We start from the raw sequence: 20164 nt of genomic DNA on the forward strand, positions 1-20164 counted from the left end.
ATGTCGCTCGCACGCGGGGCGCGAGCGTCAGTCGAGGAGGAGCGCGGGCTCCTCGAGCACCGAGGCGACGTCGGCGATGAAGCGCGACACGCCGTCGCCGTCGACCACGCGGTGGTCGAACGACCCCGAAACGGTCGTGACCCAGCGCGGGCGCACCTCGCCGTCGACGACCCACGGCTTCTGCCGGATCGCACCGAGCGCGATGATGCCGACCTCGCCGGGGTTGATGATCGGGGTGCCGGCATCCATCCCGAACACGCCGATGTTGGTGATCGTGATCGTGCCGTGCTGCTGGTCCGCGGGGGTGGTCTTGCCCTCGCGGGCGGTGACGGTCAGCTTCTCGAGCGCACGCGCGAGTCCCTGCATGTTGAGGTCCTGCGCGTCCTTGATGTTCGGCACGAGCAGACCGCGCGGCGTCGCGGCGGCGATGCCGAGGTTGACGTAGTGGCGCACGCGGATCTCGGCGCCGTCGTCGCCGTCGATCCAGGCGGCGTTGACCATCGGGGTGCGGCGCACGGCCCAGATGACCGCGCGGGCCATGATGAGCAGCGGCGAGACCTTGACGTCGGCGAAGTCCGGCGAGGCCTTGAGTCGCTTGACGAGCTCCATCGTGCGCGAGGCGTCGACATCCGTCCACACCGACACGTGCGGCGCGGTGTAGGCGCTGCGCACCATGCCCGAGGCCGTCGCCTTGCGGACGCCCTTGACGGCGATGGTCTCTTCGCGCGATTCGTCGACCGGTGGCGCGACCTGGATCGTCTCCTCGCGCACAGGGCTCCACTCGGGCGTCTCGAGATTGCGGAACACGGATGCCTGGGACGCGTGCTTCATGACGTCGTCGCGCGTCACCTCGCCGGCCGGTCCGCTCGGCGTCACGGCCCCGAGATCGACGCCGAGATCGCGGGCGAGCTTGCGGATGGGCGGCTTCGCGGCGACGCCGACGGAGGATTCGACGCGCTGCTCCGGGCTGACGGCGGGCTTGCGTCGTCGCGACGTGACCTGCCCGCCCGTGCCGTACCCCACGAGCACCGCACCCTCTCCCTCTGATTCCGGTTCGACCGGCTCGCCGTGCTCGCTCCGTCCGACGATGGATGCGGCCGCCGCCGCATCCGCGATCGTGATGATCGGCGCGCCGACGTTGACCGTCGCGCCCTCGGCGACGATGAGCTCGCCGACCGTGCCCGCGAACGGCGACGGAAGCTCGACGAGCGACTTCGCCGTCTCGATCTCGACCAGCACGTCGTTGACGGCGACGGTGTCTCCCGGCGCGACGCGCCACTGCACGATCTCGGCCTCGGTGAGACCTTCGCCGACATCGGGGAGGACGAACGTCTGAGTGCTCATGGGATGCCTTTCAGTAGGCCAGTGCGCGGTCGACGGCCTCGAGGATGCGGTCGGCGTCGGGCAGGTAGATGCCTTCGAGCTTGGCCGCGGGGAATGGAACGTCGAAGCCCGATACGCGCAGGACCGGCGCCTCGAGAGCGTAGAACGCCTTCTCCATGACAGTCGCGGCGACCTCGGAGCCGACACTCACGGCGCCCGGAGCCTCCTGCGCGTAGACCATGCGGCCCGTCCGGCGGACCGAGTCGAGGATCGGTCCGTAGTCGATCGGCGAGAGCGAGCGCACATCCACGACCTCGCACGACGTGCCTTCGGCTTCGGCGAGCGCGGCCGCCTGCAGCAGGGTCGTCACCATCGCGCCGTGGCCGACGAGCGTCACGTCGGTTCCGCGCCGCACGACGCGCGAGGCGTGCAGCGGCACGGCGCGCGCCGACGTGTCGACCTCGCCCTTCTGCCAGTACTTCGCCTTCGGCTCGAGGAAGATCACCGGATCGCGCGACTCGATCGCATCCTGGATCATCCAGTACGCGTCGTTCGCCGTCGACGGGCTGACCACGCGCAACCCCGGAGTGTGCGCGAAGTACGCCTCGGGGCTCTCCTGGTGGTGCTCGACGGCGCCGATGTGGCCACCGTAGGGGATGCGGATCACGATCGGCAGCTGCAGCGAACCCTCGTGCCGGTTCGTGAGCTTCGCGAGCTGCGTCGTGATCTGGTCGAACGCGGGGAAGACGAAGCCGTCGAACTGGATCTCGATCACCGGGCGGAATCCCGCCATCGCGAGCCCGATCGCCGTGCCGACGATGCCGGATTCGGCGAGCGGCGTGTCGAGCACGCGTCGTTCGCCGAACTCCGCCTGCAGGCCCTCGGTCACCCGGAAGACGCCGCCGAGCTTTCCGATGTCCTCACCCATGAGCAGCACGCGGTCGTTCGCCGCCATCGCGGCGCGCATGCCGGCGTTGAGCGCCTTGCTGATGGGCATGACCGTCGTCGTGTCGCTCACGAGGCATCCCCTTCGAACGAGGCTTCGTAGTCCGCCAGCCACGCACGCTGCTCATCGATGAGCGGATGCGGCTCGGTGTAGACGTGGGCGAACATCGCCTCGCGGTCGAGGCCCCCGAGCGCAGACGTGCGCACCCGCACGTCGTCAGCGACGGCGGCGGCCTCGGCGTCCACATCCGCGAAGAACGCGTCGGAGGCGCCGCGCCCCGTCAGATAGGCGCGCATGCGCTCGATCGGGTCGCGTCGCGCCCACGAGGCCTCCTCGTCGGAGGTGCGATACTTCGTGGGGTCGTCGCTCGTCGTGTGGGCGCCCATGCGATAGGTCAGCGCCTCGATGGCGCGCGGGCCGGCGCCCGAGCGCGCCTCGTCGAGGGCCGTGCGCGTGACGGCGTAGCTCGCGAGGACGTCGTTGCCGTCGAGTTGGATGCTGGGCATCCCGTACCCGTCGCCCCGGCGCACGAGAGGCGCGGGCGACTGCGTCGCGACCGGCACCGAGATCGCCCACTGGTTGTTCTGCAGGAAGAACACCTCGGGCGTGCGATAGCTCGCGGCGAAGACCATCGCCTCGTGCACGTCGCCCTGGCTCGAGGCTCCGTCGCCGTAGTAGACGATGACCGCTTCGTCGCGGTCCGGGTCGCCGGTGCCGCAGCGCTCGTCGAAGACGAGACCCATCCCGAGACCCGTCGCGTGCAGGGTCTGCGAGCCGAGCACGAGCGTGTAGATGTGGGTGTTGCCGTTCTTGGGATCGGTCGGATCCCATCCGCCGTGGGTCAGCCCCCGCATGACGCGGATGATGTCGATCGGGTCGACGCCACGGATGCGCGTGACGACGTGCTCGCGGTAGGACGGGAAGATGTGGTCCTGCGGCCGCGCCGCGCGCGCCGAGCCGACCTGCGCGGCCTCCTGCCCGAAGCTCGGCGGCCACAGAGCGAGCTGGCCCTGCCGCTGCAGATTCGTCGCCTGGCGATCGAAGGCGCGGATCACGGCCATGTCGCGGTAGAAGCCCTCGAGTTCGGCGTCGCCGAGACCGTCGATGAGAGCCAGGTACGGCTCGGCGGCGGCGGTCGGCGCGAAGCGGCCGTCCGCGTCGAGGACGCGGACGAGGCCCGACTCCTCGGCCGGGCCGGGCGCAGCGGACAGGGTCTCGGGCGTCGTCACCGTTCTACGCTAGCCCTCGTGCCGGATGGGCTTCCGGGAGGTCCTTCACAACGGATGCCGCGATCCGTAGGACCTTCTCGACAGACTCCTCTTCGCCGATCGAGATGCGGATGCCGTCACCCGCGAAGGGGCGCACGATGAGCCCCGCCGCCTCGAAAGCTTCGGCGATCGCCAGCGTCTCCTCACCAGCGGGAAGCCACACGAAGTTGCCCTGAGCCTGGGGGATCGCCCATCCCGCGTCGCGAAGGGCCGCCGCGAGCCGATCCCGGCGGTCGGCGATCAGCGTGACGCGTTCGAGCAGCTCGGCCTCCGCGTCGAGGCTCGCGAGTGCGGCCGTCTCGCCCTGGAGGGTGACGGACAGCGGGATGCTGGTGCTCCGCGCCGCGTCGAGGATGCGAGGATGCCCGACGGCGTACCCGACGCGCAGCCCCGCGAGCCCGAAGGCCTTCGAGAACGTGCGGAGCACCACGACGTTGTCACGGCCCGCATTGCCCAGCACGAAGAGGCCGTCCACGGCATCCGGATCGGTGACGAACTCGGCGTACGCCTCGTCGAGGATCACGAGCACGTCGGCGGGCACCTGCGCCACGAAGTCGTCGAACTCCGCCTGCGTCACGATCGGGCCGGTCGGGTTGTTGGGGCTGCAGACGATGATCGCGCGCGTGCGGTCGGTGATCGCCGCCGCCATCGCGGGCAGGTCGTGGCGCGCGTCGGCCGTGAGCGGCACCTGCACTGCCGTGGCCCCGGCGACGACCGCGAGCCACGGGTACGCCTCGAAGGACCGCCAGGCGTAGATGACCTCGTCACCCGGTCCGGACGTGGCCTGGACGAGCTGCGCGAGGATCGCGACGCTGCCGGCGCCGACGTGGATCGAGTCCGCCGAGACGCCGAAACGCTCGCCGAGCCGCGCCCGCAGGCGGGCGGCCGAGGCATCCGGATATCTGTTCACCGACGTCGCGGCCCGCATCGCCTCGACGACGCCGTCGAGGGGATCGAACGGGTTCTCGTTGCTCGAGAGCTTGAAGGCGTCCGCCCCCGCCTGCTTGCCCTGCTTGTATGCGGGGAGCGCGGCGATCTCTGGTCGAACGCGGATCGGGATGTCGGAGGTCACGCCCCGAGTCTAGAAGGGGGTCCATTCCATGGGCGGTACCCTGCGTGGCAGACTGGCCGGACTATGCGCTTCCTCATCCGCGTCGTCATCAACGCCTTCGCCATCTGGGTCGTCACGCTGATCCCGGCCCTCCAGGTCTCGGTCATCGCCTTCCCCCCGGGTGAGACGCTGCAGTTCGTCCTGACGCTGCTGCTCGTCGCGGCGATCTTCGCGATCGTCAACACCATCATCGGCACGGTCATCAAGGTGCTCGCGTTCCCGATCTACATCCTGACGCTGGGGCTCATCGGCCTCATCATCAACGCGTTCCTGCTGTGGCTCACTGCGTGGATCACGTCGTTCTGGAACTTCGGGCTGCGCGTCGAGGACTTCTGGTGGGGCGTCGTCGCGGCGCTCATCATCTCGCTCATCAACTGGATCTTCGGCATCTTCCTGCGCCCCCAGCAGAAGCGCGACTGACCGGCCGGCCTCACCCGGTCCGCTCCGCCGAGTACTCGACGACGTCGACCTCGACCGCCGTCGCGAGTTCGGCGAAGGTGTCACGCAAGGCGTCGACGCGCGGATCGGTGGATGCATCGACCTTCGCCGCCGTGTCCGCGTAGGCGCTGATCCCGTGCGACGACATGCCCGCCTCTTCATCCACGACACGCTCGACCACGAAGCTGCCCGGTGCACCGACGGGCGCGGCGTGTCCGCCGCCCGCCAGCGCGGCCACGGCGTCGTCGCTGTGCCGGATCCCGACGCTCAGGGTTCCGGAGCCCACGTCGGCTTCGACGGGCGAGCCGAACGTGACGAGCGTGCGCGTGTCGTACCCGGACTCGAGGGCGATGTGCGAGCCGATCATGGCGCCCTGCGAATGGCCGAAGACGTGCACGGTGTCGCCGGGCTTCGCACCCGCCGCCTCGAGCGCCTGGAGCGTCGCGGCATAGGACGCCGACTTCTCCCGCGTGTACAGCTGCACGTTCGACTCGCTGTCCCACGGGTCGCGTCCGCCCGCGACCGAGGCATCCCGCATGCCCGCGATGTACGTCGCGAACTGCCGGGATCCGTCGGGCATCGTGTACACCTCGACACGCACGCGGGCGTCACCGGTCGGCACGCGGGCCGCGGCTGCCGCCAGCCCCGCCGGCGCGCTCGTCGCACCCGACGACACGCGCGCGATCGCGACGCCGGGCATCGCACCCGTCAGGCGTCCGTCGTGAGGGACGCGTCCCGTCCCGCCCGCCCCGGTGATCGCCGCGCCGGCGATCGTCAGCGTGCCGAGCGCTGCCCCGGCGACGACTCCCGGAGCGAATTCGAACGTCTTGCCGAGTCCTTCGCCGAGCAGATCGTCGAACAGCCCGCCCAGGTCGTAGCCGAACTGCGTCGTCTCGCGAACGAGTTCGCTCGGCCACATGATCGCCCTCTCGAACTCGAAGAGCCGCGCCTGCCCCACGGCGTCGGGGTGGAGTCGCATGAGGTCGTCGCGCCTCGCATCGATCCGTGCGAGCGCTGCGTCGTCGCCGGCGAGCGCAGCGGCGGTGCGCTGCGCGTCGAGCTCGACGATCTCGTAGACGGTCGCCGCCACGCGCAGGTCGTGGGCGATCGCATCGGCCTCCGCCATCGTGTCGGCGAGTCGGGCCGAGAGCACCGACGCGCTGCCCGCGGCCTGCCACGCGACATCGCGCTCCACCAGGAGCATGAGCTGAAGCGATCCCAGGCGGTCCCTCAGCGCATCGAGCTCGGCGCGTGCCGTCAGGAACCGGGACGCCGCGGCTCGCAGCGTGTGCGTGTCCACCGCGACGGCGCCCCCGCCGCGGATCTCGATCTCGTCACTCACGGGCACCCCCACTCGGCGCGCGAGCGCGCCGTCTCGCGCGCCTGCACGACATCGATCCGCGCGGTCTCGGCGAGGCATCCGAGACCCGACACGGCACCCGCCCACCGCGCCGCCTTCTCGTGGAACGCCGTGGCCGCACGCGCCTGCCAGTCGGTGGCCGCGACGAGTGAGCGGGCGATCTGCGCGGCGTCCTGAAGTCGGTCCGAGATGCGTTCGAGCTCACGCACGACGACGTCGAGCTCGGGGGTCGATGCGGGGGCGCAGGAGGAAAACGTCATGCGCCGATGGTGCGTGCCACGACGGGGACCCGACGCCGACCGAGGGCGGTTCTGTGGACCGCGCACGGGGGGCGTCGGGTGGGGAGGAGGAGCGGGGCCGGGATGAGACCGGCCCCGCTCCCCACGTCACGGGAACAGGATCGCCGTGCCGACGTACACCTTGGTCTTCGCCGTCGTCGTGTTCCCCGCGGCATCCGTCGCCGTGTAGGTGAAGGTGTACACCGCGTTGTTCACGGCGCGCACCTTGAACGACGTGTCGCTGATCGTCGTGATCGCCGCTCGCTTGGCACCCGAGGCGACTGCCGAGGTCAGCGCGACGGTCACATCGCCGCTGTCGTCGGCCGCCTTCACCTTGATGTTGATCGAGCGCATGTCGCCGAGCGGCAGGATGATCCACTTCTGCGACGGCGTCACCGAGAGCGTCGGCGGCGTCGTGTCGGGCGGTGTCAGGTCGAGGCCCACGACGACGGGGTCGTGGTCGCTCGATCGGTAGGCGTCGGGCGCGTACAGCGCGTCCTGCGCGGGCAGCTTGAACGTCGTGTCGTAGTCGATGAGGCTCGGCTCATCGGCGTTGACGTTCCACACCGCGGCATCCGTCACCTCACCCCGGATCGCCGGCCCCGCGAGCGCGTGGTCGAGCGAGCCGAGCATCCCGTCGAACACGTACGTGTACGAGTCCGCACCCGCCACGTCGGTGTAACCCGCCGCGGCGAGGACCTGGATGGGGTCCTCCTGCGCATAGGAGTTCAGGTCGCCCAGCACCAGCTCGCGTCCGGCGCCGATCCCGGTCGGATCCGTCGCGAGCCAATCCGCCAGCGCGGCGGCGGCCTGCGTGCGCACGCCGTTGCAGTTGCCCTGACCATCGGGGTCGGTGGGGTCGCCGACCGCGTTGCAGTCGGAGCCCTTCGACTTCAAGTGGTTCACGACGACCGCGAAGGTCGCGCCGGAGGCGTCCTCGAAGGCCTGGGTGAGCCCGGGACGGTTGAAGTCGTCGAGCCAGCGGGCATCCTTCGACTGATCCATCAGCTGGAACGCGCCGACGGGAGTCACCGACGCCGGCTTGTACAGCAGGGCGGTCGTGATGACGTCCGTGCCGATGACCCCGGTCTCGATGTAGTCGTACACGTCCGCGCCGAGCCGCTCGTTGAGCGCAGCCGTGAGGGCCGCGACCGCCGTGCCGTTGTTCTCGATCTCGATCAGACCGAACACGTCGGCGTCGATCTCGGCGAGCGCCGTGACGATCTTCGCCTCCTGGCGCTCGAACTCCTCGGGGTCGTTCGCCCCGCGGGCATCCGGACCCGTGAGCGTCGTGAAGTAGTTCAGCACGTTGAAGCTCGCGACCTTCAGCGCGCCGTCGACGACCGGAGCACCGGTGCGGGCGTTGCCGACGGCGAAGTCCGCTCCCTGCGTCGGCTGGATCGCCCACGTGTCGAACCGGTAGTCCAGCACGCCGGTCGTGTTCGTCACGAGGTCACCGCTGCGGAACGTGTTGTCGAGCGTGAACACCTCGCCGTTCGGGTGGATCGCCGGGTCCGGGTTCTGGTTGCTGCGACCGTCGTCGACGGTGATGGATGCCGCGAGGTTGGCCGCGGCGAGCGCGACCGCCTCGGGCGACCCGGCGTCGTACAGCTGCGTCGGCTGGTACTGACGGCCGACCGTGAGCGAGATCGTGCCGAAGCGCGCGAAGTCGAACGTCTCGCCGATCGCGAGCTGCTGCGGGAGCGTCACCCGCATGCCTTCGAGTGCCTCCTTCTGCGCCTCGGTGGCGGGAAGGGTGAGGGGCGTCGCCGCGGGCAGCTCCGCGCCCGTCGCGCAGATCTCGAGGTCTCCCAGGGTGATCTGCGTCTGGCCGAAGGCCTCGTTCACGACACCCGCGACATTGACGACGTCGCCGAGATTCACGGGCGCACCGCCGACGGCGTAGACGAACACCGCATCGGAGGTCGCGGCATCGCCGTCACCTGCGTCCTGCACGTAGTACCCGTTGAATCCGCCGGTCTGGAAGTCGCCCACGACGGTGCCCTCGACGCGCACGGTCGTGCCGGGCACGGGAGTCGCGGCACCGGATCCCTGGATCGACCCGATCGTCACGACGGGCAGATCGCAGCCCGCCTCTCCCGGCTGCGGGCCGGTGGGCGCGAGCGTGAGGGAGTTCACGGCGCCGGGGGTGTTGACGGCCTCGCCCGCGACGAGCGTGCCGGTCTGCCCCGGGATGCCGGCCAGGTCGAAGTCGTTGCGCGTCCAGTCGGCGACGGCGTCGGTGTCGGTGCCGTCGGGGATGCGGGATGCCCCGCCCGGCGCGAATGCGAGACCGTCGTACTGCGCGGTCAGGACGACTCCGCCGTAGGCGAGGTCACCGGCGCCGCCGTCGTTGACGGCGACCGCGTCGACGACCTCGAACCCGAGGCCGTCGTCGAGCACGCCGTCGTCGTTCGCGTCGAGATCCGTTCCGGGCGCGGGGACGGTGCCGGTGACCAGGAGCAGGCTGAGCGTTCCGTTCTCGAGCGTGTTGGCGGGGAGTCGCACGACCGAGCGGCCCTCGGCATCCGGAGCCGGGAACCCGGTGATCGCATTGTCGAGGATGCCGAGCGTCGGCGCATCGCCCTCGACGCCCAGGACCGTGTAGCCCGACAGGTCGGACACCCCCGTTGTGAGCAGTTCGATGTACTCGACATCCGTTCCCGCCGTCGACGCCGAGAACTCGTTGATGACGACGCTCGATGCGAGCAGGTCGGGCGGCGGCGCCGCCTGCGCCGGTGCGGCACCGAGCAGCGCTGCGGCGGTGACGACGGCGACGGCGATCGCGGACGATCGGAGCGGGGGACGACTCACGAGAACCTCCATCTAGACGCGAAAAGGGACCCTTTCGGGCCCCCAGAACACTCACGCTACGGGGGCGGCGCGGCGCGCGGAACCCCTTGCGCGCAACCATCCGGTGAACGAAGATCGACGCCGCGCGGTCTCCCGGGCCAGAATGAAGATCATGTCGGCGACCCCCGTGGACCCTTTCCGCGTCGTCTTCGTGTGCACAGGGAACATCTGCCGGTCGCCCATGGCCGAGGTCGTCTTCCGCGAGGCGGCGGACGCCGTCGGCCTCGGCAACCGCGTCGTCTCGACCAGCGCCGGCACCGGCGATTGGCACGTCGGCGAGCGCGCCGATCAGCGCACGATCGACGCGCTCGCGCGCCGCGGCTACGACGGAACGCGTCACCGTGCGCGCCAGTTCACGCACGACGACTTCGCGCACAGCGACCTCGTCATCGCGCTCGACCGCAGCCACGAGCGCATCCTGCGCGGCTGGGCGCGCGACGACTCCGACGCCGACAAGATCGCGCTGCTCATGTCGTTCGACGCGCAGGCGCAGACGCTCGATGTGCCCGACCCCTACTACGCCGGCCGCGGCATGTTCGACGAGGTGCTCGGTATGATCGAGAGCGCGAGCCGGGCCCTCTTCCGGCAGCTCGAACCCGCCATCCGACCGGCCATCTGAGTGCCGGCGCACGAACGGACGCCCGTGACCTCTCTGCCTCCTCAGCCTCTCAGCCCGCTCGACGGACGCTACCGCGCCGCCGTCACCGGACTCGCCGACTACCTGTCCGAGGCGGGTCTCAACCGGGCTCGCGTCGAGGTCGAGGTCGAGTGGCTCATCGCGCTCACCGACCGATCGCTCTTCGAGACCTCTCCGCTGACCGATGACGACAAGGCTCGTCTGCGGGCGCTCTACCAGGAATTCGGTCAGGCCGAGATCGACTGGCTCGCCGAGAAGGAGTCCGTCACCCGCCACGACGTCAAGGCGGTCGAGTACCTCGTTCGGGACCGACTCGCGACTCTCGGGCTCGATGCGATCGCCGAGCTGACGCACTTCGCGGCGACGAGCGAAGACATCAACTCCGCCTCCTACGCTCTGACCGTCAAGCGGGCCGTCGAACGGGTGTGGCTGCCGAAGCTGCGTTCCGTCATCGCGTCGCTGAGGGACGCGGCCGTGCAGCATCGGGATGCCGCGATGCTCTCGCGCACGCACGGTCAGCCCGCGACGCCCTCGACGATGGGCAAGGAGCTCGCGGTGTTCGCCTGGCGCCTCGAGCGCGTCGCCGCGCAGATCGAGGGCGGCGAGTACCTCGCGAAGTTCTCGGGCGCGACCGGCACCTGGTCGGCGCACCTCGCGGCCGAGCCGTCGGTCGACTGGCCCGAGCTCTCGCGCGCGTTCATCGAGGGTCTCGGCCTCGACTTCAACGTCCTGACGACCCAGATCGAGTCGCACGACTGGCAGGTCGAGCTCTACGACCGCGCGCGGCACGCCGGCGGCATCCTCCACAATCTCGCGACCGACGTCTGGACCTACATCTCGATCGGCTACTTCACGCAGATCCCCGTCGCGGGAGCCACGGGCTCGTCGACGATGCCCCACAAGATCAACCCGATCCGGTTCGAGAACGCCGAGGCGAATCTCGAGATCGCGGGCGGCCTGTTCGCGACGCTCGCGTCGACGCTGGTGACATCGCGGATGCAGCGCGACCTGACCGACTCGACGACGCAGCGCAACATCGGCGTCGCGTTCGGGCACTCCCTCCTCGCGCTCGACAACCTCGAGCGCGGACTGAACGAGATCTCGCTCGCGGGCGACGTGCTGCTGGCCGATCTCGACGCGAACTGGGAGGTCCTCGCCGAGGCGATCCAGACCGTGGTGCGCGCTGAGATCGCGGCCGGTCGGTCATCCGTCAGCGACCCGTACGCGCTGCTCAAGGACCTCACGCGCGGCCGCCGGGTCGGCGCGGCCCAGCTCGCCGAGTTCGTGCGCGGCCTCGACATCGGCGACGACGCGAAGGAGCGCCTGCTGGCGCTCACACCCGCGACGTACGCAGGTCTCGCCTCAGCCCTCGTCGACGAGCTGGGCTAAGCCTTCGGCGTCTCGCCGGGCGAGGCATCCGGCGCCGCGTTCTTCTCGTCTTTCTCGACGAGGATCGGCTTGTCGACGGTCTTGGCGATCTGGGCCGGATCGACCGCCAGCAGGAGCAGGGCCACCATGACGAGCACGACGATGAACGTGATGCCGGCCACGACGGCCGCCACGACGAGCGCGCGCTCGGACTGACCCTCGAAGCGCTGCTGGAAGAAGCCCATCGAGATGAGCGTCACGATGCCGGCGAAGAGCGCGGATCCGAATGCGAGCCCGAGCAGCTGCACGGGCTTCATGAGGTCACGACGGGTGGGGCGGTCGGTCACGCGGCGTCCTCGGCCTGGGCGGTGGATGCCGGAGCCGTCGCGCGCGGCGAGAATCCGGCGATGGCGAGGTACACAGCGACGATGGCGGCGTACCCGCCGAAGATGCCGACGGCGATCGTGATGCCGGTCAGCGTGAATGTCGCGTGCGCCTCTTCGATCGTGTACTGCAGCGCATAGCCCGTCGGCACGCAGAGCAGCGCGATGCCGAGGACGACCGTCAGGATGCCGACGACGAGCGCGTCGCGGCTCTCGCTGCGGGGGGCGACGGCGGCTGCCGTCCCATCGGACCAGGGGGCGATCTCGCCGGGCTTGAGGTCGCGCGGCTTCAGCGCGCGGAGGCCGCGAGCGCCGGCGACGACCTCGATGACACCCGTGACGATCGCCCACGACACGACGATCGCGAAGAAGCCCGTGATCGTGCGCAGCGGCGTGAGTCCACCGGCCATCCCGGCGAGCAGGGTGACGATGGCCAGGAGCAGCGACGGCCAGCGCGCGCCCGCGGGGTAGACGAGCCACGCCGCGATGAACTGCACGAGCGCCGTCGCGATGGCGAAGCCGCTGAAGACCGCGACGCCGACCGCGGCGGAGTGATCCGGCGAGAACGTGATCATGACGGTCGCGATCGCCGCGAAGGCGGCGCGCGCGAGCTGCACGTGGCGCACCTCGAAGGTGCGGACAGCGGCGGTGTCAGACACGGTGGATCCTGAGATTGCGGTAGGGATGCCTCCAGTCTAGTTCGCGGCGCGCGCAGCCTCCGCCGGGAGAGGCTTGCGCCAGACCGAGACGTGGCTCTCGCTCTCGCCCGTGAAGGGCGTCCGATGCCAGTCGGCGTAGCGTGCTTCGAACTCGAGGCCCGCGAGCTGCGCCATCAGGTCGCACTCGGCGGGCCAGATGTACCGGAAGTTCGTCACGCCGTAGCGGAAGGTGCCGTCATCCTGTCGCGAGTAGTGGTGGGACGCACCCTGCTGCGTCGCCATGTCGTAGGTGTCGAAGCCGAGGTGGTCGTCGTCGACCGCGAAGGGCACCGCCGTCTGACCGGGCGGCAGGCGACGGATGCCCGGGATCCACAGCTCGATGACGAATCGACCGCCCGGCGCGAGATGCCGCGCGGCGTTGCGGAAGCACGCGACCTGCTCCTCCTGCTCCCGGAGGTTGCCGATCGTGTTGAAGACAAGGTATACGAGCGAGAACTCCCCCTCGACGGTGGACGTCGACATGTCTCCGACGACGACGGGGAGGGATGCGGCATCCATCTTCGTGCGCAGCCGATCCACCATCGGCTGCGACAGCTCGATGCCCGAAACCGGCACACCCCGCGCCGCGAGCGGCACGGCGACCCGGCCCGTGCCGATCGCGAACTCGAGCGCCGCGCCGTCCCCGGCGAGCTCGGCGAGGAAGTCGACCGTCGGGTCGAGCACCTCGCGCGAGAACATGTCGGACGACGCATCGTCGTATCGCCGGGCGACGTCTTCGGTCCAGTAGTCGCTGCTCACCACGAACCCCGACCCTAGTCCCACCCGGTGATACCGTGCGAGCGTGCCCGATCGCGTCATCCATGTCTCGGCCGCCGTCATCACCGACGACGCCGGCAGGCTACTGCTCGTGCGCAAGGCCGGCACGACCGCGTTCATGCAGCCGGGCGGCAAGCCCGAGCGGGGGGAGTCGCCCGCCGAGACGCTGTCGCGCGAGCTCGAGGAGGAGATCGGCGTGCGCATCCCGGTCGGGGACCTGCGCCCGCTCGGCTCGTACACGGCGCACGCCGCCAACGAGCCGGGGTTCCTCGTCGTGGCGGAGGTGTTCGAAGCCGACCTCGACGGTGCCGTGCCCGTCATCGCGGCCGAGATCGAGGAGCTCCGGTGGGTCACCCGCGCGGATGCCTCCGAGCTCGAGATCGCCCCGCTCGCGCGGACCTACTTCCTGCCCGTGTGACTCACCACTGGCTCTTGCGGTAGTCCTTGAGGAAGATGCCGTAGAGGTCTTCGCCGGCCTCGCCGCGCACGATCGGGTCGTAGACGCGTGCGGCTCCGTCGACGAGGTCGAGCGGCGCGTGGAACCCCTCTTCGGCGAGGCGCACCTTCGTGTAGTGCGGGCGCTCGTCGGTGATCCAGCCCGTGTCGACGGCCGTCATGAGGATGCCGTCGGACTCGAACATCTCGCGCGCACTCGTGCGCGTCAGCATGTTGAGCGCAGCCTTGGCCATGTTGGTGTGGGGATGCCCCGGCCCCTTGTACCCGCGGCCGAACACGCCCTCCATCGCCGAGACGTTGACGATGTACGTCCGACGGGCGGGGGATGCCGCCATCGATGCGCGCAGGCGCGAGACGAGCAGGAACGGCGCCGTCATGTTGGCCAGCTGCACCTCGAGCATCTCGAGCGGCTCGACCTGGTCGACCGACTGGGTCCAGCTGTTGATGTGGTGCTCGTCGGGCACGAGGCCGCCCGCATCGATCGCGGTGCCGGCGGCGAGCCGCTCGAGCGACGACGACCCTGCCGCCATCGCCTCAGCCGTCAGGTCCTCTGCGGCCTTCGCGGCGGAGGCGAGGATCGGGTGGCTCGACACGGACTGCGCGAGCGCGAGCGGGTGGGCGTCGTTCGTGTGACCGAAGGTCAGGAGCTCGGGGAGCGGACCCGTCGGCAGCGGCGCGAGCTCGGCATCCACCAGCGGCTTGTACGCCCCCGTGGAGCGTCGCACCGTCTGTGCGGCGTTGTTGATGAGGATGTCGAGGGGTCCGTCGGCCGCGACGGCGTCGGCGAGCGCGATCACCTGCGCCGGGTCGCGCAGGTCGATGCCGACGATCTTGAGACGGTGGATCCAGTCCGCCGAGTCGGGCAGCGCCGAGAAGCAGCGCACGGCATCGCGGGGGAAGCGCGTCGTGATCGTCGTGTGGGCACCGTCGCGCAGCAGGCGCAGCGCGATGTACATGCCGATCTTCGCGCGGCCGCCGGTCAGCAGCGCGCGCCTGCCGGTGAGGTCGGTGCGGGCATCCCGCTTCTCGTGACTCATGGCCGCGCAATCCGGGCACAGCTGGTGGTAGAACGCGTCGACCAGCGTGTACTGCTGCTTGCAGATGTAGCAGGCACGCGGCTTGATGAGTTCGCCGGCGGTCGGCGCCTCGGTGCGGACGGCCAGCGGGATGCCGCGGGTCTCGTCATCGATCCGGTCGGGCGCTCCGGTGGCGGTGGCCGCCACGACCGCCCGGTCGGCATCGGCGATCGCCTGGCGCTTGTCCCGGCGGGACTGGCGCTTGACGTCCTTGTACATCTTGCCCGTGGCTCGGCGCAGCGCGATGTAGTCGGGATCGTCGGGCTCGAGGGATGCCGTCGCCGCGATGACCCGCAGCGCGATCGCCAGCTCTTCGGGGTCGATCGACCCGGTCGGCGGCGCGTCGGGGGTCTCGGAGGGCACAGGGGATTCTATCCGGCGGCCGCTGGGAAGATCTGGCCGATCGGCTCGCGCTTCTCGGCCTGGAAGGTGTCCTCCGTGCGGCCCCGCGCCCAATAGCCCGAGAGCGACACCTGCGAGCGCTCGAGCCCGCGCTCGTCGAACAGCGCGCGGCGCAGCTGCTTCATCGACTCGCGCTCCCCGTGGGCGAAGACGTCGACGCGACCGTCGCGCCAATCCAGATCGCGGACGGCGTCGGCGAGGAGTGCGGTGGGATGCGCGGCATCGACGATCCACCGCACCTCGACGCCCTCGGGAGCGGTGAGGTGGATGACGGCGTCGGCCGTGTCGACCTCGATGATCGCGGTGCCGACGGCATCCGGAGCCAGTGCCTCGAGCGCCGCGGCGATCGCCGGCACGGCGGACAGGTCGCCGAGAAGGAGGAACCAGTCGGCATCCGCGCTCGGGCGGTAGCCGCCGCCCGGTCCCATGAAGCTCAGCCGGGCGCCGGGCTGCACGGAGGCGGCCCACGGTCCGGCGAGTCCTTCGTCGCCGTGCACCACGAAGTCGAGGTCGAGCGTCTGCGCCGCGGCATCGACGCTCCGCACCGTGTAGGTGCGCGTCACGGGGTGGCCGTCGAGCGCTGTGAAGCGCAGCTTGACGTACTTGTCGGTGTCGGGACGATCTTCGAATGCCGTGAATCCCGATCCGCCGAGCGTCACCCGCACGAGCTGGGGACTGAGCCGGCGACTGCGCACCACCTCGAGCTCGATCAAAGGGCGAGGGGCGCGCGGGGTCGTGCGAGAAGTGAGGGCCACCTCAGACACGGTACCGCCGTATCAGCGGACCCGGCCCCGGACTCTGTGCGAGAGGAGGATCACGCCATGAATCGCAAGAGCTTCAGCGTCGCGACGTTCAACCTGTACAACCTGCAGCTGCCGGGTGAGCGCATGAACCCCGGTCAGACGCCGTGGACCGCCGACGAGTACGCGCGCAAGCTGACCTGGATCGGGTCGCAGCTGAAGGCGATGGATGCCGATGTCGTCGGCCTGCAGGAGCTCTGGCACCGGCAGGCGATGGCGGATGTGCTCGCGGCATCCGGTCTCGACCAGACGTACGAGCTCATCGCGTCGCCCGCCGACGGCGACCGGATCATCTGCGCAGCGCTCGTCAAGCACGGCCTGCGGGCGGCGGACCCCGTCTGGATCGACCGCTTCCCCGCGGCGATGCGTCTGCAGTCCACGACACCGATGGATCCGCAGTCGCCCGGCATCTACGTCAACGTGCCGCGCTTCTCGCGGCCCGTGCTGCGGATGTCGCTCGCGCTGCGCGACGATCATCCCCATGCCGAGGTCTTCGTCGCGCATCTGAAGTCGAAGCTCCCGATCCGGATCGACACAGAGGTCTGGTACGCGCAGGACCCCGACACCTACAAGCCGCACGTCACGGCGCTGGGCTCGGCCCTCGCGACGATCCAGCGCACAGCCGAGGCGACCGCTCTGCGCGTGCTCCTCACCGACGTCATGAAGGGCACCGTCACGCCCGTCATCGTCCTCGGCGACCTCAACGACGGGCAGCACAGCAACACGCTCAACATCCTCACCGAGCAGCCGCGCTATCTCGTCGGCGAGGCGAAGGGCGGGGCCGATGTCGGTCTCTACACGGCGCAGACGCTGCAGGAGTATCGCGACACCCGCGACGTGTACTACACGCACGTGCACGACGATCTGCGCGAATCGCTCGACCACGTGCTCGTGAGCGAGCAGTTCTACGATCACAGCGAGCGGAGGCTGTGGCTCTTCGACGGCCTCTCGATCAACAACGACCACCTCAACAGCGAGGACCACAAGCTCGACGGCACGGGAGACCACGGGGTGGTCAAGGTGCGGTTCGCGTACAAGCCGGTCAAGAGGCTCTGACCCGGCGCGCCGCGCGGATCGATCAGGATCGGAGAAGCACGCGGCATCCACCGCCCGTAACGTGACTTCCGTCAGACGGGCGCCCGGCTCGTCGAATCCCCCGAGGAGGAGAGCACGATGGCCGATGGACTGTCGAAGGACGAACGCGACGCCGTCAGGGAGCGCGCGAAGGAACTCCGCGCGCAGGAGAAGGCGGGCAAGAACCGGGAAGCCGGCCTGAAAGCCGTGCTCGAGGCGATCGAGAAGCTCGATGGCGCCGACCAGAAGCTTGCGAAAGGCGTCCACGACATCGTGATGGAGGTCGCGCCCCACCTCGTGCCGAAGACGTATTACGGGATGCCGGGTTGGGCCAATGAGGACGGCAAGATCGTCGCGTTCGTCCAGCCCGCGAGCAAGTTCAAGACGCGCTACTCGACGCTCGGATTCGAGCAGCCCGCGCAGCTCGACGACGGCGACATGTGGCCATCGGCGTTCGCGCTGCTGAAGCTGACTCCGGAGACGAAGAAGCGCATCACGGAGCTGGTGAAGAGGGCCGCGCCGACCGCATAGGCGGTCGGGGAGCGCGCGGCGCGTAGTGTCGTGCGTGTCGCCCATCAGGCGGGAGTCCGATGTTCACCGTCAGCGAGACCGTCACGATCGAACGACCGCGCGCCGAGGTCTTCGACTTCCTCATCGACGGGCGCAACCGGCCGACGTGGGACACCTCGGTCGTGTTCGAGAAGCTCACGTCGACGGGCCCGGTCGGCGTAGGCAGCAGCATCCATTCACGACTTCGGGCGATGGGGCGCGAGAGCGACTTCCACTGGCGGGTGACGCAGTTCGATGCTCCTCGGCGGATGGCGACGGTGAGCACATCGGGACCGGTGCAGACGTCGCTGCTGCTGGAGTTCGCGGAACAGGACGCCTCGACCACCGTGCACGCGGCGATCGAGGTCGATCCGACCGGCCTCCTGCGGCTGGTCGAACCGGTCATCGCCGACAACGTGCGCTCGACCCTCGTCGCCGGCCTCGCCCGCGCCAAAGCGCTGCTCGAGCGCGCAGGGCCACCGAGAGGATGACCGGCCCTCGGCATCCCGGCCTCCTGCGCTGATATCGGCGATACGCTCGCTGCACACGATCGGAGCACCCATGACCGGCAACGACATCGCGCTCGTCACAGGGGCGCGCGGAGGCATCGGGCGGGCTCTCGTCGCGCGGCTGCGCGTACGCGGCCTGCGGGTGGCCGCGGTCGGCCGTGATGCCGACGCGCTCGAGAGCGTCGGCGCCGACGCGCGGATCGGCGCGGACGTGACGACGCCGGATGGTGCGGCCGGCGCGATCGACGCGTGCGTGCGCGAGCTCGGCGGTGCACCCACCCTGCTCGCGCACGCCGTCGGCAGCACGCTCGTCGCCCCGCTGCATCGGACGCGGGCCGACGATGCACGCGAGATCCTGCGGGTGAACCTCGAGAGCAGTCTCTGGATGCTTCAGGCCTGGATCGCGGCGCTGGGCGGCGAGCCCGGCGCGGCGGTCTTCGCCAGTTCCGTCGTGGCGCGGATCGGCGTGGCCAATCACGAGGCGATCGCCGCGGCGAAGGGCGGCGTCGAAGCTCTCGTGCGCAGTGCCGCCGCCACCTACGCGAGCAGGGGCGTGCGGATCAACGCGGTGGCCCCCGGCATGACGGACACGCCCCTGACGGCCGGGATGCTCCGCGCGCCGGCGATGCGTGAGGGAGCGCAGAAGCAGTATCCGCTCGGTGGCATCCAGACGGCCGACGAGGTCGCAGCGGTCATGGACTGGCTGCTCTCCCCGGGTGCCGACCGGATCACGGGACAGGTCATCCCCGTCGACGGCGGATTCACCACGGTGCGACCGCTCGTCAGGTAGGCGGCGCGCGAGGTGCGGGCGAGGGGTCGCCCGCGATGACGCTTCGCCGAGGCAGGATGTCAGGGTGAGGTGCACAACGGAGCAGATGCCATGCGCGTAGTCGTCATCGGCGGAAGCGGCCACATCGGCTCGTTCCTCATCCCTCGACTGGTGCGCGCCGGCCACGACGTCGTGAACGTCACGCGCGGATCGACACGCGCGTACGTCGACGCCCCGGAGTGGAGCGCGGTCGCGCAGGTGATGGCCGACCGCGAGCAGCAGGATGCCGCGGGCGAGTTCGGCCGGACGGTGCTGGCGCAGCATCCCGACGTCGTCGTCGACCTGCTCTGCTTCACGCTCGAGTCCGCAACCGCACTCGTCGACGCGCTGCGCGGTCGCGTCGACCATCTCGTGCACTGCGGAACACTCTGGCGTTACGGCCCCGCCCTGAAGATCCCGATCCACGAGGGGCAGGGCACGCCGCCGTTCGACGAGTACGGCATCCAGAAGGAGGCCATCGCGCGCATGCTGCAGCGCGAGACCGCGGACGGCGGACTCGTCACCACCTCGGTGCACCCCGGCCATATCGTCGGGCCCGGCTGGTCGCCGGTGGGCCCCCTCGGCAACGGCGACCCGTCGGTGTGGCGCACGCTCTCGGAGGGCGGCACGCTGCGCATCCCCGGCATCGGCTCCGAGCTCATGCATCACGTGCATGCCGATGACGTGGCGCAGGTGTTCGAGCTCGCGATCGCGCACCGGGAGGCCGCCGCGGGCGAGGACTTCCACGCCGTCGCGCCGTCGTCGCTGAGCGTCCGCGGTTACGCCGAGATCGCGGCATCCTGGTTCGGTGAAAGGGTGACGCTGGAACCGATCTCGTGGGAGCAGTTCCGCGCCGAGAACACCGAGCGGCATGCGAACGCGAGCTGGGGCCACCTGTTCCGCAATCACCATCTGAGCATCGCGAAGGCCTGCACCGTCCTCGGCTTCGCGCCGCGCTACGAGCCGGAGGCGGCCATCCTGGAATCCGTCCGCTGGCTGATCGATCACGACCGTCTCGACGTCGCGCGCCGGCTTCAGGTGTGACGACGG

Annotated in this window: 21 protein-coding genes; 9 read left to right on the top strand and 12 right to left on the bottom strand. The window is 70.1% G+C overall.

The features are described from left to right. Positions 1 to 27 precede the first annotated feature (27 nt). From ACTIFV_RS01895 to ACTIFV_RS01910, 4 genes are read right to left on the bottom strand one after another with little or no spacing between them, the layout of a single operon-like run. Positions 28 to 1344: a dihydrolipoamide acetyltransferase family protein gene (locus tag ACTIFV_RS01895; protein ID WP_439591106.1), complete on the bottom strand. Its 1317-nt coding sequence runs from the start codon at positions 1342 to 1344 to the stop codon at positions 28 to 30. A 10-nt stretch (positions 1345 to 1354) separates the two neighbouring features. Further along, entirely contained in the window at positions 1355 to 2320 is a 966-nt protein-coding gene (locus ACTIFV_RS01900; RefSeq protein ID WP_439591385.1) for an alpha-ketoacid dehydrogenase subunit beta, read from the bottom strand. A 17-nt stretch (positions 2321 to 2337) separates the two neighbouring features. Further along, a complete protein-coding gene (locus ACTIFV_RS01905; protein ID WP_439591107.1) occupies positions 2338 to 3498 on the bottom strand; it encodes a thiamine pyrophosphate-dependent enzyme in 1161 nt (386 codons plus the stop codon). Positions 3499 to 3502: 4 nt separating this feature from the next. Further along, complete coding sequence (locus ACTIFV_RS01910; protein WP_439591108.1) at positions 3503 to 4609, bottom strand: histidinol-phosphate transaminase; 1107 nt, start codon at positions 4607 to 4609, stop codon at positions 3503 to 3505. Between the two features lie 63 nt (positions 4610 to 4672). Between ACTIFV_RS01910 and ACTIFV_RS01915 the strand changes: the two genes are divergently transcribed. After that, positions 4673 to 5068, top strand: a complete 396-nt coding sequence (locus ACTIFV_RS01915; protein ID WP_439591109.1) for a phage holin family protein — start codon at positions 4673 to 4675, stop codon at positions 5066 to 5068. A gap of 10 nt (positions 5069 to 5078) precedes the next feature. On the opposite strand, the gene ACTIFV_RS01920 is transcribed toward ACTIFV_RS01915, so the two are convergent. The 3 genes from ACTIFV_RS01920 to ACTIFV_RS01930 form a co-directional block, all read right to left on the bottom strand. Beyond that, positions 5079 to 6428: a hypothetical protein gene (locus tag ACTIFV_RS01920; protein ID WP_439591110.1), complete on the bottom strand. Its 1350-nt coding sequence runs from the start codon at positions 6426 to 6428 to the stop codon at positions 5079 to 5081. Next, positions 6425 to 6706: a hypothetical protein gene (locus ACTIFV_RS01925; protein ID WP_439591111.1), complete on the bottom strand. Its 282-nt coding sequence runs from the start codon at positions 6704 to 6706 to the stop codon at positions 6425 to 6427. The genes ACTIFV_RS01920 and ACTIFV_RS01925 overlap by 4 nt, the downstream gene beginning before the upstream one ends. Positions 6707 to 6832: 126 nt before the next feature. After that, positions 6833 to 9538, bottom strand: a complete 2706-nt coding sequence (locus ACTIFV_RS01930) for an ExeM/NucH family extracellular endonuclease (RefSeq protein WP_439591112.1) — start codon at positions 9536 to 9538, stop codon at positions 6833 to 6835. Between the two features lie 151 nt (positions 9539 to 9689). On the opposite strand from ACTIFV_RS01930, the gene ACTIFV_RS01935 reads away from it, so the two are divergent. Continuing rightward, entirely contained in the window at positions 9690 to 10196 is a 507-nt protein-coding gene (locus ACTIFV_RS01935) for a low molecular weight protein-tyrosine-phosphatase (RefSeq protein ID WP_439591113.1), read from the top strand. 24 nt (positions 10197 to 10220) lie between these two features. Then, the gene (gene purB / locus ACTIFV_RS01940; RefSeq protein WP_439591114.1) at positions 10221 to 11603 is read left to right on the top strand and encodes an adenylosuccinate lyase; all 1383 of its coding nucleotides are present in this window, start codon (positions 10221 to 10223) and stop codon (positions 11601 to 11603) included. Here the strand turns inward: purB and ACTIFV_RS01945 are convergent. Genes ACTIFV_RS01945 through ACTIFV_RS01955 form a run of 3 tightly spaced genes read right to left on the bottom strand, consistent with a single transcriptional unit; the run spans position 11600 to position 13425 of the window. Beyond that, positions 11600 to 11929: an amino acid transporter gene (locus tag ACTIFV_RS01945; RefSeq protein WP_439591115.1), complete on the bottom strand. Its 330-nt coding sequence runs from the start codon at positions 11927 to 11929 to the stop codon at positions 11600 to 11602. The genes purB and ACTIFV_RS01945 overlap by 4 nt on opposite strands. Continuing rightward, entirely contained in the window at positions 11926 to 12624 is a 699-nt protein-coding gene (locus ACTIFV_RS01950; RefSeq protein WP_439591116.1) for an acyl-CoA synthetase, read from the bottom strand. Before ACTIFV_RS01950 ends, ACTIFV_RS01945 begins: the two co-directional genes overlap by 4 nt. Before the next feature lie 36 nt (positions 12625 to 12660). Then, positions 12661 to 13425, bottom strand: coding sequence for a class I SAM-dependent methyltransferase (locus ACTIFV_RS01955; protein ID WP_439591117.1), 765 nt, complete (start codon positions 13423 to 13425; stop codon positions 12661 to 12663). Between the two features lie 40 nt (positions 13426 to 13465). Here ACTIFV_RS01955 and ACTIFV_RS01960 point away from each other — a divergent pair, with 40 nt between their 5' ends. After that, positions 13466 to 13858 (top strand): NUDIX hydrolase, encoded by a 393-nt coding sequence (locus ACTIFV_RS01960; protein WP_439591118.1) that lies wholly within the window; start codon positions 13466 to 13468, stop codon positions 13856 to 13858. Between the two features lies 1 nt (position 13859). Here the strand turns inward: ACTIFV_RS01960 and ACTIFV_RS01965 are convergent, their stop codons facing one another. Continuing rightward, positions 13860 to 15347 carry an SDR family NAD(P)-dependent oxidoreductase gene (locus ACTIFV_RS01965; RefSeq protein ID WP_439591386.1) on the bottom strand — a complete coding sequence of 496 codons (1488 nt, stop codon included), beginning with the start codon at positions 15345 to 15347 and terminating at the stop codon, positions 13860 to 13862. Continuing rightward, positions 15344 to 16138 carry a siderophore-interacting protein gene (locus tag ACTIFV_RS01970; RefSeq protein ID WP_439591119.1) on the bottom strand — a complete coding sequence of 265 codons (795 nt, stop codon included), beginning with the start codon at positions 16136 to 16138 and terminating at the stop codon, positions 15344 to 15346. Before ACTIFV_RS01970 ends, ACTIFV_RS01965 begins: the two co-directional genes overlap by 4 nt. Before the next feature lie 57 nt (positions 16139 to 16195). Between ACTIFV_RS01970 and ACTIFV_RS01975 the strand changes: the two genes are divergently transcribed. From ACTIFV_RS01975 to ACTIFV_RS01995, 5 genes are all read left to right on the top strand, one after another. Continuing rightward, positions 16196 to 17230: an endonuclease/exonuclease/phosphatase family protein gene (locus ACTIFV_RS01975; protein ID WP_439591120.1), complete on the top strand. Its 1035-nt coding sequence runs from the start codon at positions 16196 to 16198 to the stop codon at positions 17228 to 17230. A 117-nt stretch (positions 17231 to 17347) separates the two neighbouring features. Further along, positions 17348 to 17779 (top strand): hypothetical protein, encoded by a 432-nt coding sequence (locus ACTIFV_RS01980; protein WP_439591121.1) that lies wholly within the window; start codon positions 17348 to 17350, stop codon positions 17777 to 17779. Between the two features lie 59 nt (positions 17780 to 17838). Beyond that, the gene (locus ACTIFV_RS01985; protein ID WP_439591122.1) at positions 17839 to 18288 is read left to right on the top strand and encodes an SRPBCC family protein; all 450 of its coding nucleotides are present in this window, start codon (positions 17839 to 17841) and stop codon (positions 18286 to 18288) included. Between the two features lie 70 nt (positions 18289 to 18358). Continuing rightward, entirely contained in the window at positions 18359 to 19096 is a 738-nt protein-coding gene (locus tag ACTIFV_RS01990; protein ID WP_439591123.1) for an SDR family NAD(P)-dependent oxidoreductase, read from the top strand. Positions 19097 to 19186: 90 nt separating this feature from the next. Further along, positions 19187 to 20158, top strand: a complete 972-nt coding sequence (locus ACTIFV_RS01995; RefSeq protein ID WP_439591124.1) for an NAD-dependent epimerase/dehydratase family protein — start codon at positions 19187 to 19189, stop codon at positions 20156 to 20158. Positions 20159 to 20164: the final 6 nt, after the last annotated feature.

Source organism: Microbacterium sp. (assembly GCF_051860965.1).
GTDB lineage: Bacteria > Actinomycetota > Actinomycetes > Actinomycetales > Microbacteriaceae > Microbacterium.